This is a genomic window from Pseudomonas sp. NPDC088368 (assembly GCF_044753445.1).
Taxonomy (GTDB): Bacteria; Pseudomonadota; Gammaproteobacteria; order Pseudomonadales; family Pseudomonadaceae; genus Aquipseudomonas; species Aquipseudomonas bambusae.
Map to the genome: position 1 here is coordinate 123,598 of NZ_JBIVNG010000004.1, position 13,267 is coordinate 136,864.

Consider the following 13,267-nt stretch of genomic DNA (forward strand, 5'->3'; position numbering starts at 1 on the left):
CCAGAATTAATTCGCTCCCACAGGCTGCGATGCCAGCCAGCACTCTTACTTCGCCAAATACCGCATCCCTTCCTCCAACCCGCGCAGCGTCAGCGGGTACATCTGATCTTCGATCAAATCCCGCACGATGTTGGTTGAGGTGGTGTAGCCCCAGGCGTCTTTGGGGTAGGGGTTGATCCAGATAATTTTCTTGAACTTGGCCATGAAGCGGTGCATCCAGACGTAGCCCGCTTCTTCGTTCCAATGTTCGACGCTACCTCCGGGCTGGGTGATTTCGTACGGGGCCATGGCAGCGTCGCCGATGAAGATCACTTTGTAGTCGGCGCCGTATTTGTGCAGCAAATCCTGAGTTGAAGTGCGCTCGGAGGTGCGGCGCAGGTTGTTCTTCCACACCGATTCATAAATGAAGTTGTGGAAGTAGAAATACTCCATGTGCTTGAACTCGGTCTTGCAGGCCGAGAACAGTTCTTCGCAGATCTTCACGTGGGCATCCATCGAGCCGCCAATGTCGAACAGCAGCAACAGCTTGATGGTGTTGCGGCGTTCCGGGCGCATCTGAATGTTCAGAAGCCCCGCATCGCGGGCGGTGTGGTCGATGGTGCCGTCGATGTCCAGCTCGTCCGCAGCGCCTTGACGTGCAAACTTGCGCAAGCGGCGCAGGGCGACCTTGATATTACGCGTGCCGAGTTCGACCTGATCATCGAGGTTCTTGTACTCGCGCTGATCCCAGACTTTAGCGGCCTTGCCCTGACGCTTGCCCGCATCGCCCACGCGAATGCCTTCCGGGTTGTAGCCGCCTGAGCCGAACGGGCTGGTGCCGCCGGTGCCGATCCATTTGTTGCCACCGGCGTGGCGTTCTTTCTGTTCTTCCAGACGCTTCTTGAATTCTTCGATGAGTTTGTCGAGGCCGCCCAGCGACTGAATCTGCGCGCGCTCTTCATCGGTCAGCGAGCGTTCGAACTCCTTGCGCAGCCAGTCTTCGGGGATCAGCGCCTGCAAGTGATCGTCGAGCTTTTCCAGGCCGTTGAAATAGGCGCCGAACGCCCGGTCGAACTTGTCGTAATGGCGCTCGTCCTTGACCAGAATCGCCCGCGACAAGTAGTAAAACTCGTCCATGTCGGCGAACGTCACCCGCTGCTTCAGGGCGTTGATCAGGTCCAGCAGCTCACGCACCGAGACCGGCACCTTCGCTGCGCGCATTTCGTTGAACAGGTTGAGCAGCATGATGAAGGCCCTCAGCGGTTACCGCGACGGCTCATGAAGGCCAGACGTTCGAGAAGCTGCACGTCCTGCTCGTTTTTCACCAAGGCCCCGGCCAGCGGCGGGATGGCCTTGGTCGGATCGCGTTCGCGCAGCACGGCTTCACCGATGTTGTCCGCCATCAGCAGCTTCAGCCAGTCCACTAACTCGGAGGTCGAGGGTTTTTTCTTCAGACCAGGCACTTTGCGCACGTCGAAGAACACGTCCAGCGCCTCGCTGACCAGGTCTTTCTTGATGTCCGGATAATGCACATCGACGATCTGTTGCAGCGTGGTGCGGTCAGGGAAGGCGATGTAGTGGAAGAAGCAGCGACGCAGGAAGGCGTCCGGCAGCTCTTTTTCGTTGTTCGAGGTGATGATGATGATCGGGCGTTTCTTGGCCTTGATCGTCTCGTCGATCTCGTAAACGTAGAACTCCATCTTGTCGAGTTCTTGCAGCAGGTCGTTAGGGAACTCGATGTCGGCCTTGTCGATTTCGTCGATTAGCAGGATCACCCGCTCCTCGGCCTCGAAGGCTTCCCAGAGCTTGCCTTTCTTCAGGTAATTGCGCACGTCGTGGACTTTATCGACGCCCAATTGCGAGTCGCGCAAACGGCTGACCGCGTCGTACTCATACAGACCTTGATGGGCCTTGGTGGTCGATTTGATGTGCCAGGTGATCAGCTTCGCACCGAAGGATTCGGCCAGTTGCTCGGCGAGCATGGTCTTGCCGGTGCCTGGCTCGCCCTTGACCAGCAGCGGACGCTCCAGGGTGATCGCCGCATTCACGGCAAGCTTCAGGTCGTCGGTGGCGACATAGGCGCGAGTGCCTTCGAACTTCATCGGAAAATCCTCGAACAAGGCGCGGCCACTGATGCCCGGACGCCGAAAAGAATGCAGCGACTATAACGCGCCCCCCGCCCGACTGTGAACGCAGACGCTTTATTCAGTCTCTGAATGGCGGGTCGGGGTTTGACTGGCGGAAAATTGTAACGCGTATTGAGATATCGCCAAATTGGCGATACATTGCCCGCCATGTCGACCAAACATAGATTCAGAGACAAATACAGGATTCAACTGCGGGAAAAGGACCACCTGCCGCCCCACGTTCACCTGACCGGTGGGGGGCTGGATGTCCTGATTTGCCTGCAGTTGGTTGAACCCATGCGCGGCCATGCACCGGCCGCCGTGCTCAAGGAAGCGCTTGAATGGGTAAGGGTTCACCAGAGTGAATTGATGGAGGAATGGAAACGATGGCATCCATGAAACGACCCCGCCTCAAAGCCGTCGAGGCCTTGGCCGATCGCAGGCTGGCGCTCACGTTTATTAACGATCAACGCTTCGTGCTCGACCTGAGCGCAGACGTTCGCAATTATCCCGGTCTCAAGCCTTTGCAGAACGCCACAGCCTTCATGCAGGCACAGATCGGCGATGACGGCTGGACGGTCGAATGGCCCGACCCGGATATCCAGCTCGGTGCGGATACGCTTTATCTGGATGCTCAGGCTCAGGCAGCCACGGACGAAAACACGCGGATCTTCATCGGGTGGCGCGCCAGGACGGGTTTGCCATTGGCGCTGGCCGCTGAAGCCCTGGGTGTCAGCACGCGAAGCATTACCCGGTACAGCAATGGACGAGAGTCGGCGCCGCGCACGTTGGCACTCGCGTGCCTCGGATGGGACGCCCTGCAGAGCCAAGGTCAGAGCGGCGTCCTGGTAGCCGAAAAACGTCCAGCGTACGGTGTCGAGCCAGACAAGGAGTCGGAATGAGCCGGTTTATTGCGCTTCGCTCTTCCCACTGTCATACCGCGTGTTGAACGCCTGCACGAATGCGTTTTGCAGAATCTGCAGGAAGGCCTGAAACGCGCTGACATCCTGCTTATGCACGCTGCCGCTGAGTTCGACGCGGGTGGCGAACTGGTTTTTGCGCTGGTTTTTGAGCACGGTTTCGCTGGCGCCGACCATGGCTTCCCAGACCGAGCGGAAGAAGCCTTTGTTCTTGTTTTCGACGTCTTGCTGCCAGTTGAAGATGTCGACGTCCCGCAACAGCGGTTTGACGTAGCCGCTGAGCTGGCCCTTGTTGGCCTGGGCTTCGATGACGATGTCGCCGTTGCCCGCGTTGAAGTCGAACTTGCCGTAGGCGGAGGCGAAGTCGTTCATGCTTTTGAGCTGCAGAGTCGTGGCGCGAAGTTTGAAGTCGAAGTCCTCGAAGTTGCTGAGCGGGTCGAACGTGGCACTGGATTCCAGCGGTGCTTCGCCTTGCAACAGGGCCTTGCCTTCGAAGCGGGCGTCGCGTTTGCCGGCGGTGTCCACCACGTTGGTGATGTTGTAGACGCTGGCGTTGACCTTGTCGGCTTCGATCTTCACTTTGGGCGTGGAGGTGAAGTTGCTGAAGGTGATCTTGCCATCGGTCACGCGGACTTCGTTGAGCGTGATCGGCAGCAGCTTGTTCAGCTGCGCACGCCAGTCGGTGCCCGCACCGGTCTGGGACTGTTGCTTGTTGCTGCCGCCGTCGACGAAGTTCAGCTCGGGGCTCAAAAACGCAACCTCTGCGACCACGGCATGGTCGTACCAGAGGGCGTGCCAACTGACCGACAGGTCGATCACGGGCACTTTAAGCAGTGGAACCGGGACCTTGCCGTCGACTTTGACGATGTTCAGGCCATTGATCTTGTAAGCCCCGCGCCACAGAGCCAGATCGACATCCGTGACTTGGCCGCGATAGTCGCCCATGTCCGCCAGTTTTTCATTGAGATAATTGCGCACCACATACGGCAACGCGATGTGTATGACGATCAACAGCACAACGAGCCCCACGACTGTCCACAGCGGCCAGCTATAGCGACGTTTCATGGCTGATGTCTCCGGTGTTCAGGAAGGGTGACTGCTAGATGTGTTGACTGTCGCCGATGTCATCCGTTCGCACTGGACGCAATATGCGCCCAAGGCATAGGCTTTGGGCTTTTCCGCCACCTGCACAAGGACCCGGTCATGAGCCGTATTTACGCAGACAACGCCCATTCCATCGGCAACACTCCACTGGTGCAGATCAATCGCATCGCGCCCCGCGGGGTCACGATTCTGGCCAAGATCGAAGGGCGTAATCCGGGCTATTCGGTCAAATGCCGCATCGGCGCGAACATGGTCTGGGACGCCGAGAGCAAGGGCAAACTCAAGCCCGGGATGACTATTGTCGAGCCCACGTCCGGCAATACCGGGATCGGTCTGGCGTTCGTGGCGGCGGCCCGTGGCTACAAATTGGTCCTGACCATGCCAGCTTCCATGAGCATCGAACGTCGCAAGGTCCTCAAGGCCCTCGGCGCCGAGCTGGTGCTGACCGAGCCTGCCAAGGGCATGAAAGGCGCCATCGCCAAGGCCGAAGAACTGGTGGCCAGCGACCCTGCGAAATACTTCATGCCTGCGCAATTCGAGAACCCGGCCAACCCGGCGATTCACGAGAAAACCACCGGCCCGGAAATCTGGAACGACACTGACGGCGCCATTGACGTGCTGGTCGCGGGCGTGGGCACCGGCGGCACCATCACCGGCGTGTCGCGCTACATCAAGAACACTCAGGGCAAGCCGATCCTGTCGGTCGCGGTCGAGCCGATGGTGTCGCCGATCATCACTCAAGCACTCGCCGGGCAGGAAATCACGCCCAGCCCCCACAAGATTCAGGGCATCGGCGCCGGTTTCATCCCGAAAAACCTCGATCTGTCGATCCTCGACAAAGTCGAGTTGGTCAGCGATGAAGAGGCCAAGGCCATGGCCCTGCGGCTGATGCAGGAGGAGGGGATTCTCTGCGGCATTTCCTGCGGCGCGGCGATGCAGGCGGCGGTGCGTTTGGCCGAGAAGCCGGAAATGCAGGGCAAGACGATTGTCGTGATCCTGCCGGATTCGGGGGAGCGTTACCTGTCGAGCATGCTGTTCAGTGACCTGTTCACGGATCAGGAATTGACCCAGTAAACGCATTGGCGTGCGCTTCGGCTTTTTACCCGGGCGACGAAGGCTTATGATGGGCGCCTTCCAGACCCGCCGGGGATGTGATGTAGGTCATCTGGCGGCGTTTTGCAGTGATTAAAATGGCTGGCTGTTCGCCGCACTGCTTCTGCCCGAAGGGCGTAGGAGCCAGCTTGCTTGTGATCGTCCCGGGGTCGCGCCCGACCGCAGCGGCAGCGAAATCAGACGACCCGATTGGTTCAGGCATACCGAGTCGCCGGGTTTTGCGACTGCTACGGTCGGACGCGACCCCGGGCCGATCGCGAGCAAGCTGGCTCCTACGGGCTTCGCCCAGAATCAAAAGCTGATCAACGCCAGGCAATTCCCTGTTCCAAGGAGAGCTTCATGACCTTTTCTTTCGCTGCCAAGGCGGTGATTTTGCTGCTGTTCATTGGCAGCACGCTTTACGTGCATTTGCGCGGCAAGGCGCGTTTGCCGGTGTTGCGTCAGTTCGTGAACCACTCCGCACTGTTCGCGCCGTACAACGCCTTGATGTACCTGTTCTCCAGCGTGCCGTCCAAGCCTTACCTGGACCGCAGCAAATTTCCCGAGCTGGACGTGCTGCGCGACAACTGGGAAACCATTCGCGACGAAGCCATGCATTTGTTCGACGAGGGCTACATTCGTGCCGCAGCCAAGGACAACGACGCCGGTTTCGGTTCGTTCTTCAAGAAAGGCTGGAAGCGTTTTTACCTGAAGTGGTATGACAAACCGCTGCCTTCCGCCGAGGCGTTGTGCCCGAAAACCGTTGAGCTGGTCAGCCGCATCCCCAACGTCAAGGGTGCAATGTTCGCGCTGTTGCCTGGCGGCAGCCACCTGAACCCGCACCGCGACCCGTTCGCCGGTTCATTGCGTTATCACCTGGGCCTGTCGACGCCGAACTCCGACGACTGCCGGATCTTCGTCGATGGCAAGGTCTACGCCTGGCGCGACGGTGAAGACGTGATGTTCGACGAAACCTACGTGCACTGGGTCAAGAACGAAACCGACTTCACCCGCGTGATCCTGTTCTGCGACATCGAACGCCCGTTGAGCAACCGCTTCATGACCTCGGTCAACCGCAGCGTCAGCGCCTTCCTCGGCCGCGCCACGGCACCGCAGAACACCGACGACGAGCGCGTTGGGGGCATCAACCAGGCTTACGCCTTCAGCAAGCGTTTCAGCAATGGCATCAGCGGCAAGGTCAAGCAGTTCAAGCGCGCCAATCCCAAGGCTTATCGCATCCTGCGTCCGGTGCTGGCGGTGGTCGTCCTGACCCTGTTGGGCTACTGGCTCTTCGGCTGATAACTAAACGTTGCATCCTGCACCGGGCGCTGGTTATATTCAGCCCCGGTGTCTTGAAGCAGATCGATACACCTCACCCCTCATTCCGTAGAAGACCAGCGCCATGCCTGCTTCCCACTCGCAAGTCGTGTTCGATACCACAGCGTCTGCTGTGGGTGAGCCGCGTGGGTGCCAGCAAGCCTTCTACATCACGCGTTACCCCCCACCGTCTCCTGTGACCGGCCCGGTCGCGAGCACTGTCTCGCCCCCTGCCGTGGTTGCGCTGGGCTGATCGACTGCCTCCACGCCGTCGCATCACGCCTGCCACCCCAACAAAACATCAGTGAATCCGGTTTTTTTGCCGGGTCCGATTTTGTGTGAATCACAGGTGACACCATGTTTGCCAACAAAGCTCTGGCCTCGATTGCCACTACCACGCTGTTTGTCCTGCTCTGGAGCAGCGGCGCTATCGTGACCAAATGGGGGCTGACCCATGCGACCCCCTTCGCATTTCTGCTGTTTCGTTTTCTGGTGGCGCTGTTCGCGCTGGCCATTCTGATCCCGAGTCTGGGCTACAAACTGCCAGCGACCCGCCAGTCGATGCGTTACGCACTCGCCACCGGTGTAGTGCTGCTGGGTGGGTATCAGATCTGCTACCTGCTGGCGCTGGACATGAAAGTGGCGCCGGGCGTCATGGCGACGATCATGGGCGTGCAGCCAATCCTCACCGCCGTCTTGCTGGAACGCAGCCGCTCCTTCTCGCGGATGTTTGGCCTGAGCCTAGGCCTTGCGGGGCTGGTGCTGGTGGTGTTCCAAGGCATTGGGGACGGTGGCTCGCTGGCCGGGATGGCGTTCGGCGTGCTCGGCATGCTGAGCATGACGGTCGGCTCGATCATGCAGAAGCGTGTCACCGACAATCCGCTTGGCACGCTACCCGTGCAGTACTTCGCCGGGATGGTGGTGTGTGCGGTGTTCGTGCCGTTCCAGCCGTTTCACTTCGAGCACGTCATCGGGTTCTACGTCCCAGTGATCTACATGGGGCTGCTGGTGTCGGTGCTCGGCTCGTGGCTGCTGTACCGGCTGATCGCCCAGGGAAATCTGGTCAACGTCACCAGCCTGTTTTACCTGGTGCCTGCCGTGACGGCGATCATGGACTACCTCATCTTCGGTAATCGACTGGCGCTGCTGAGCCTGCTCGGGATGGTGTTGATCGTGGTGGGGTTGGTGTTCGTGTTTCGTAAGGCCAAGTGAAGCGCCACGCTAACGAGCGTTGACGCTCACTTTAATGGAGCCAGCGTGCTGGCGAATGCGGGCGGGTCAGGCGACGTTGTCGTTGACCTTCCGCATTCGCCTGACCGTCGCAGCTACAGGGTTTGCGGCGCCAATGGAAGCTCCTCCACGCCCACAAACCCGCCGGTCTGATGCGCCCACAACCGCGCATACAGCCCTTTGCGCGCCAGCAGTTCGGCATGAGACCCGTCTTCCACGATCTGCCCGTTTTCCAGCACGATCAGCCGGTCCATCTTGGCGATGGTCGAAAGACGGTGGGCGATGGCGATGACAGTCTTGCCTTCCATCAGCGTTTCCAGGCTTTCCTGAATGGCGGCTTCGACTTCCGAATCCAGCGCGGAGGTCGCTTCGTCCATGATCAGGATTGGCGCATCCTTGAGCAGCACGCGGGTGATCGCGATACGTTGACGTTGACCGCCCGACAGCTTCACGCCGCGTTCCCCCACATGGGCGTCCAGCCCGGTGCGTCCTTCCGCGTCCGACAGCTGCGGGATGAACCCGTCGGCGCGAGCCTTGCGCATGGCTTCCCACAGTTCGGCATCGGTGGCATTGGGCTTGCCGTACTGCAAGTTGTCACGAATTGAACGGTGCAGCAGCGACGTATCCTGCGTGATCATGCCGACGTGCGAGCGCAGGCTTTCCTGCGTCACATGGGCAATGTCTTGATCGTCGATAGTGATGCGCCCGCCTTGCACGTCGTACAGCCGCAGCAGCAGGTTCACCAGCGTCGATTTGCCTGCGCCGGACGGGCCGATCAAACCGATTTTTTCCCCCGGCTTGATGTCCAGGTTCAGCTCCTTGATCACCCCTTTGCCAGGTCCGTACTGGAAATTCAGGTGCTCGAATTTCACCTCGCCACGGCTGATCTGCAGCGTCGGCGCCGCCGCACGGTCCGAGACGCCCACCGGCTGGGAAATGCTCTGCAGACCATCCTGCACCATGCCGATGTTTTCGAAGATGCCGTTGACCACCCACATGATCCAGCCGGACATGTTGACGATCCGAATCACCAGGCCGGTCGCCAAGGCAATCGCACCCACCGAGATCAGCGATTGCGTCCACAGCCACAGGGCCAAGCCCGTGGTCCAGACGATCAGGATGCCGTTCAGGGTCGTGATTACCGTGTCCATTTCGGTGATCACGCGACCGGCGAGCTGAGTCTTCTCGGTCTGCTCACTGATCGCTTCACGTGCGTACTGCTGCTCGGAGTTGGTGTGGGCAAACAGCTTGAGCGTAGTGATGTTGGTGTAGCCGTCGACGATGCGACCCATCAGTTTCGAACGGGCTTCCGATGACACCACGGAGCGCGCCTTCACGCGCGGCACGAACCACCAGAGCGAGAGCGTGAAGGCGATGATCCAGCAAATCAGCGGGATCATCAGGTGCCAGTCGGCTTCGGCGAACAGGACCAGCGCGCCGATCGAATAAATCAGCACGTGCCACATGGCGTCAACGGCCTGCACGGCGGAGTCCCGCAACGCGTTACCGGTCTGCACGATGCGCTGGGCGATGCGTCCGGCGAAGTCGCTCTGGAAGAAATTCACGCTTTGTTTGAGGACATAGCTGTGGTTCTGCCAGTTGATCAGGCTGGTCATCCCAGGGCCGATGGTCTGGTGCACCAGCAGATCGTGCAAAAGCACGAACACCGGTCGCAGCACGAGGGCGACGATCACCATCCAGATCAGCTCATACGCGTGGTCACTGAAGAAATTCGGGTTAGGTGCCCCTTGTGCCAGGTCGATGATGCGGCTCAGGTAGTTGAACAGCGACACTTCGATCAGCGCGCCAATCAAACCCACCACCAGCAGTGCTACGAAACTGGGCCAGACTTGCCTGAGGTAATAAACGTAAAACGACACAACCTGGTTGGGCGGAGCGACGGTCGGGGCGTCGCGGAAGATATCGATCAGTTTTTCGAAACGACGATAGAGCATTGGCTATGACGCCCACGCTTGAGCGGGCTCTCCATTCTGATGGACTTTGGGTGCGTCCCCGGATCTGACCACAGTGCGACGCAATTGCTCACATTTTTCCTGTGATGTGCGTTCCAGTAACGAAAAAGCCGGGCAAGTGCCCGGCTTTCGTACACGGTGTGAAGCTTAGTTCACGCGTTTGGCAGACTTGATCAAAATCGGGTCCAGCGGCACGTTTTGCATGCCGCCCTTGCTGCCGGTCTGCACATTGACGATCTGATCGACGACGTCCATACCCTTGACGACTTTACCGAACACCGCATAACCGTAATCGCGGGCACCGTGGTCGAGCATGGCGTTGTCGACGACGTTGATGAAGAACTGGCTGGTGGCCGAGTTCACGTCTGAGGTGCGTGCCATGGCGAGGGTGCCACGGACGTTATGCAGGCCGTTGTCGGCTTCGTTCTTGATCGGGTCGTTGGTGGGCTTCTGCACCATCTGCGCGGTGAAACCACCGCCCTGGACCATGAAGCCCGGGATCACGCGGTGAAAAATGGTGTTGGAGTAGAAGTTGCTGTCCACGTACTTGAGGAAGTTCGCGGTACTGATCGGCGCCTTGTCCTGGTTCAGCTCGATTTCAACCTGACCGAAACTGGTGTCCAGCACGACATGCGGCGCGGGCGCGGCCATCAGGTTGGAGGCGAACAGCACGGCGGCGGCAGAGAGGGCGATTTTTTTCAGCATGGGGAGTAGACGTCCTGAAAAGTGATTTTTCGACTGCAAAAAACAGGACGTAAGGGAAACACGTTTGGGGGGATTTGGACAGAGGGAGGGCCTTTGACTCTGCATCTGGCGGGAGATGAGAGCCAAAGGGCTTTGGTTGTTTGAGCGTTCCGCAATCAACCGATAATTACAGATATCGGAATATCTCCGAGGATGATGTTCACGATTTGTGTTGCGGTATCGAGCAAGCTTTGCAAGCTATTTTCGCTTACCAACTGACCATGAGGGTTGAGTTGCGGAAGTGGCTGGTCGTCGGTTCCTGCCGCGAAGCTCGCCATAGCGGCTAGCAATGCACCTACGAATACCGTCGTATGTGCCATTCTTTGAAATCTGCTTTTCATATCAATGACTCCATCATGGAGTGGCTTCCACATCCTTTAAAAACCCAAGAAGAACCCGATTGAATTCTTCCGGTCGATCCAGCGGGGTTGCATGTCGGGAATCTTCGATGACTACCAACTTCGCCTCATGAATAAGCCTAACGTACGCCTCTTTAAGCGCCACCGGCGTGTAATCATATTTCGCTGTAACGACCAGCGTCGGGCATTGAATTCGCGATAACTTTTCCTGCACGCCCCAGCCCACAATCGCACTGAAACTCGCGAGATAGGCGCGTTTTTCATTCTGTGCCCAACGTTTGGCGATCTTGTGCCGCAGGTCGGCTTGTTCGGGTTTGGGGAACAGGTTCTTGCCCAGCGCCTTGCCGATGGTCTCCATGCTGAACAGCCGTGCAAGCAACCAGCGCTTGAAAAACTGGCGGACATCGCTGAGGCTTTTGATTTTCACCTCGGGGGCGCTGTTGACGATGGTCAGACTTTTCAATATCGACGGGTGATCGACCGCCAGTTGAAAGCCAATCATCCCGCCCATGGACAACCCCACCAGATGCACCGGCCCGGGCTGCAGATGGTCGAGGAGGGCTTTGATGTCCGCGCTGAATCCGGGAATGCTGTAGCGCTCGCGGGGTTTACCGGAGCGTCCGTGACCGCGCACATCCACTGCGATCACCCGGTGCTGCCCAACCAGCGCGGGGATTTGGTATTCCCAATCCTGCGCACTCGACCCGAGGCCGTGGACCAACAGCACCGGGCTGCCCTGCCCGAATACTTCGTAGTGCAGGGAACAGCCGTTGTGTTCGAAGTAGGGCATGGGTGACGTCCTTGTTGTCGGAATTGAGCACAGCCGCCTGTGGGAGCGAATTTGTTCGCGAGGCGTCGGTCCGGGCGATACCTATCTGTGCCCCGACCATTTTTCGCGAATAAATTCGCTCTTACAGGGGGATCGGTGTGTGCATGTGCGGCTACACCGTCGGCTGCGCTGCCACAAACGGCGCATCCAATGGTGCTGTGTCGAATTTCTGGATCAGCTCAATGAGTATCTGCGTCGCAGGCCCCAACGGCTTGTCCTTGCTCGCATACAGATAGAAGGTCGGGTTGCGGCTGCCGCCCTTGTCCAGGGGCAGCACTTTCAACACGCCTTCTTTGATTTCGCGTTCGATCATATGGCGGGGCAACCAGGCGAAACCCAGACCGCTGCTGACGAACTTGGCGGCGGTGGCCAGGCTGCCCACGGTCCAGCGCTGTTCGGCCCCGAGCCAGCCAACATCACGAGGTTGATTACGGCCCGAATCGCGAATCACCACCTGCAGCTGGCTTTCCAGATCCTGAAAGGTCAACTCGCGCTGCATCTGGTGCAGTGCATGATCGGGGTGCGCCACCGAGACGAATTCCACGGCGCTCATCTCTGTGCCCAAATAGCCTGGAATGTTGAAGCCGCTGATCGCCAGGTCCGCCACGCCTTCAAGCAGGACTTCTTCGACACCGGACAACACTTCTTCGCGCAATCGAACGCGGCAACCACGGCTTTGCGGCATGAAGGCTGTCAACGCACGCACCAGCCGTGCGTTCGGGTACGCCGCATCGACCACCAGCCGCACCTCGGCTTCCCAGCCTTGCTCCATGTGGTGAGCGAGGTCTTCCAGTTGGCTGGCGTTTTTCACCAATTGCCGAGACCGGCGCAGCAACACCTCGCCCGCATCGGTCAGCACGGCCTTACGCCCGTCGATGCGCAGCAACGGTACGCCCAACTGATCCTGCATACGGGCCACGGTGTAGCTCACCGAAGATTGCGAGCGGTGCAGGGCGTCAGCCGCCTGGGCAAAACCACCCTGGTCGACCACGGCCTGCAATGTGCGCCATTGATCAAGGGTCACGCGGGGCGCTTTCATCTTTCGTTCCTTTTGTCCTACGCTGGCACTCCCGAACCGGAGACTGCCGCATGAAAAAAATCTGTTGTGTGCTGCTGACCATGTTGCCGCTGAGCGCCTTTGCCTACCCCATCGATGTGGAAAAACACATCAATGGGGTGGAAATCGACTACAACAGCCACGACACTGCGTACGACATCGGCAGCATCACCGTGAACAACTACGGCGAGGTTCCCGCCAAATGCAGCGCGGTATTCAGCAATGGCCCTGAGGCGCCTCGCACGCGCCGGGTGCAGATTGCGCCGAAGAGCAGCGCCAACGTCTCCGTCAAATTCACCCGCGAGATCGTCAAGCTGCGGATCAAGCTGAGTTGCGACCCGCAATGAGCCGCAACGCACCTGACCGAAGAGCCTAGTGTTCTTCGGTGTAAGAAACAATTTATTAGATGTTTAGTAGCACTTTCTTGGAGGATTTGATCGATCCAGTCCGGAAGTGACGTGACGAGGGTCAAAAGGGTTCGCGACGGGCGAGGGCTGTTCCGACCGGAGGCTCAAGGTTTCAGGCACATGACCTGAC

The 13,267-nt window shown here is 59.0% G+C and carries 14 protein-coding genes; 6 read left to right on the forward strand and 8 right to left on the reverse strand.

Features of this window, described 5'->3' with window-relative positions; translation table 11 throughout:
• Window positions 1-45 precede the first annotated feature (45 nt).
• Both ACIQAL_RS09595 and ACIQAL_RS09600 read right to left on the reverse strand, forming a co-directional pair.
• On the reverse strand, window positions 46-1,224 hold the full coding sequence (locus ACIQAL_RS09595; RefSeq protein ID WP_401144761.1) for a VWA domain-containing protein: 1,179 nt from the start codon (window positions 1,222-1,224) through the stop codon (window positions 46-48).
• Between the two features lie 11 nt (window positions 1,225-1,235).
• A complete protein-coding gene (locus ACIQAL_RS09600) occupies window positions 1,236-2,081 on the reverse strand; it encodes a MoxR family ATPase (protein WP_166597566.1) in 846 nt (281 codons plus the stop codon).
• A 192-nt stretch (window positions 2,082-2,273) separates the two neighbouring features.
• Here ACIQAL_RS09600 and ACIQAL_RS09605 point away from each other — a divergent pair, with 192 nt between their 5' ends.
• Both ACIQAL_RS09605 and ACIQAL_RS09610 read left to right on the forward strand, forming a co-directional pair.
• Complete coding sequence (locus ACIQAL_RS09605; RefSeq protein WP_401144763.1) at window positions 2,274-2,504, forward strand: DUF4160 domain-containing protein; 231 nt, start codon at window positions 2,274-2,276, stop codon at window positions 2,502-2,504.
• On the forward strand, window positions 2,501-3,007 hold the full coding sequence (locus ACIQAL_RS09610; RefSeq protein ID WP_401145303.1) for a DUF2442 domain-containing protein: 507 nt from the start codon (window positions 2,501-2,503) through the stop codon (window positions 3,005-3,007). The genes ACIQAL_RS09605 and ACIQAL_RS09610 overlap by 4 nt, the downstream gene beginning before the upstream one ends.
• Before the next feature lie 6 nt (window positions 3,008-3,013).
• On the opposite strand, the gene ACIQAL_RS09615 is transcribed toward ACIQAL_RS09610, so the two are convergent.
• Window positions 3,014-4,090 (reverse strand): DUF748 domain-containing protein, encoded by a 1,077-nt coding sequence (locus tag ACIQAL_RS09615; protein ID WP_401144765.1) that lies wholly within the window; start codon window positions 4,088-4,090, stop codon window positions 3,014-3,016.
• 138 nt (window positions 4,091-4,228) lie between these two features.
• Between ACIQAL_RS09615 and cysK the strand changes: the two genes are divergently transcribed.
• The 3 genes from cysK (at window position 4,229) to ACIQAL_RS09630 (ending at window position 7,750) form a co-directional block, all read left to right on the forward strand.
• Window positions 4,229-5,203 (forward strand): cysteine synthase A, encoded by a 975-nt coding sequence (cysK, locus tag ACIQAL_RS09620; RefSeq protein WP_166597569.1) that lies wholly within the window; start codon window positions 4,229-4,231, stop codon window positions 5,201-5,203.
• Between the two features lie 378 nt (window positions 5,204-5,581).
• The gene (locus ACIQAL_RS09625) at window positions 5,582-6,520 is read left to right on the forward strand and encodes an aspartyl/asparaginyl beta-hydroxylase domain-containing protein (RefSeq protein WP_401144767.1); all 939 of its coding nucleotides are present in this window, start codon (window positions 5,582-5,584) and stop codon (window positions 6,518-6,520) included.
• Window positions 6,521-6,895: 375 nt separating this feature from the next.
• Window positions 6,896-7,750: a DMT family transporter gene (locus ACIQAL_RS09630; RefSeq protein WP_166597572.1), complete on the forward strand. Its 855-nt coding sequence runs from the start codon at window positions 6,896-6,898 to the stop codon at window positions 7,748-7,750.
• A gap of 113 nt (window positions 7,751-7,863) precedes the next feature.
• Here ACIQAL_RS09630 and ACIQAL_RS09635 read toward each other — a convergent pair whose 3' ends face one another.
• The 5 genes from ACIQAL_RS09635 to ACIQAL_RS09655 form a co-directional block, all read right to left on the reverse strand.
• Entirely contained in the window at window positions 7,864-9,723 is a 1,860-nt protein-coding gene (locus tag ACIQAL_RS09635) for an ABC transporter ATP-binding protein (RefSeq protein ID WP_401144769.1), read from the reverse strand.
• A 165-nt stretch (window positions 9,724-9,888) separates the two neighbouring features.
• Window positions 9,889-10,446 carry a peptidylprolyl isomerase gene (locus ACIQAL_RS09640; protein WP_166597574.1) on the reverse strand — a complete coding sequence of 186 codons (558 nt, stop codon included), beginning with the start codon at window positions 10,444-10,446 and terminating at the stop codon, window positions 9,889-9,891.
• A gap of 155 nt (window positions 10,447-10,601) precedes the next feature.
• Window positions 10,602-10,826 (reverse strand): hypothetical protein, encoded by a 225-nt coding sequence (locus tag ACIQAL_RS09645; RefSeq protein WP_401144772.1) that lies wholly within the window; start codon window positions 10,824-10,826, stop codon window positions 10,602-10,604.
• Window positions 10,827-10,839: 13 nt separating this feature from the next.
• A complete protein-coding gene (locus ACIQAL_RS09650; RefSeq protein ID WP_401144774.1) occupies window positions 10,840-11,634 on the reverse strand; it encodes an alpha/beta fold hydrolase in 795 nt (264 codons plus the stop codon).
• Between the two features lie 151 nt (window positions 11,635-11,785).
• Window positions 11,786-12,712, reverse strand: coding sequence for a LysR family transcriptional regulator (locus ACIQAL_RS09655; RefSeq protein WP_401144776.1), 927 nt, complete (start codon window positions 12,710-12,712; stop codon window positions 11,786-11,788).
• 50 nt (window positions 12,713-12,762) lie between these two features.
• On the opposite strand from ACIQAL_RS09655, the gene ACIQAL_RS09660 reads away from it, so the two are divergent.
• Window positions 12,763-13,077, forward strand: coding sequence for a 3-phosphoglycerate kinase (locus tag ACIQAL_RS09660; protein WP_401144778.1), 315 nt, complete (start codon window positions 12,763-12,765; stop codon window positions 13,075-13,077).
• The last annotated feature ends 190 nt before the right edge of the window (window positions 13,078-13,267 follow it).

Bases quoted from the DNA above. Each gene is read 5' to 3' on its own strand.
- ACIQAL_RS09595 (WP_401144761.1), bottom strand. From the start codon at position 1,224: ATGCTGCTCAACCTGTTCAACGAAATGCGCGCAGCGAAGGTGCCGGTC.
- ACIQAL_RS09600 (WP_166597566.1), bottom strand. From the start codon at position 2,081: ATGAAGTTCGAAGGCACTCGCGCCTATGTCGCCACCGACGACCTGAAG.
- ACIQAL_RS09605 (WP_401144763.1), top strand. From the start codon at position 2,274: ATGTCGACCAAACATAGATTCAGAGACAAATACAGGATTCAACTGCGG.
- ACIQAL_RS09610 (WP_401145303.1), top strand. From the start codon at position 2,501: ATGAAACGACCCCGCCTCAAAGCCGTCGAGGCCTTGGCCGATCGCAGG.
- ACIQAL_RS09615 (WP_401144765.1), bottom strand. From the start codon at position 4,090: ATGAAACGTCGCTATAGCTGGCCGCTGTGGACAGTCGTGGGGCTCGTT.
- cysK (WP_166597569.1), top strand. From the start codon at position 4,229: ATGAGCCGTATTTACGCAGACAACGCCCATTCCATCGGCAACACTCCA.
- ACIQAL_RS09625 (WP_401144767.1), top strand. From the start codon at position 5,582: ATGACCTTTTCTTTCGCTGCCAAGGCGGTGATTTTGCTGCTGTTCATT.
- ACIQAL_RS09630 (WP_166597572.1), top strand. From the start codon at position 6,896: ATGTTTGCCAACAAAGCTCTGGCCTCGATTGCCACTACCACGCTGTTT.
- ACIQAL_RS09635 (WP_401144769.1), bottom strand. From the start codon at position 9,723: ATGCTCTATCGTCGTTTCGAAAAACTGATCGATATCTTCCGCGACGCC.
- ACIQAL_RS09640 (WP_166597574.1), bottom strand. From the start codon at position 10,446: ATGCTGAAAAAAATCGCCCTCTCTGCCGCCGCCGTGCTGTTCGCCTCC.
- ACIQAL_RS09645 (WP_401144772.1), bottom strand. From the start codon at position 10,826: ATGAAAAGCAGATTTCAAAGAATGGCACATACGACGGTATTCGTAGGT.
- ACIQAL_RS09650 (WP_401144774.1), bottom strand. From the start codon at position 11,634: ATGCCCTACTTCGAACACAACGGCTGTTCCCTGCACTACGAAGTATTC.
- ACIQAL_RS09655 (WP_401144776.1), bottom strand. From the start codon at position 12,712: ATGAAAGCGCCCCGCGTGACCCTTGATCAATGGCGCACATTGCAGGCC.
- ACIQAL_RS09660 (WP_401144778.1), top strand. From the start codon at position 12,763: ATGAAAAAAATCTGTTGTGTGCTGCTGACCATGTTGCCGCTGAGCGCC.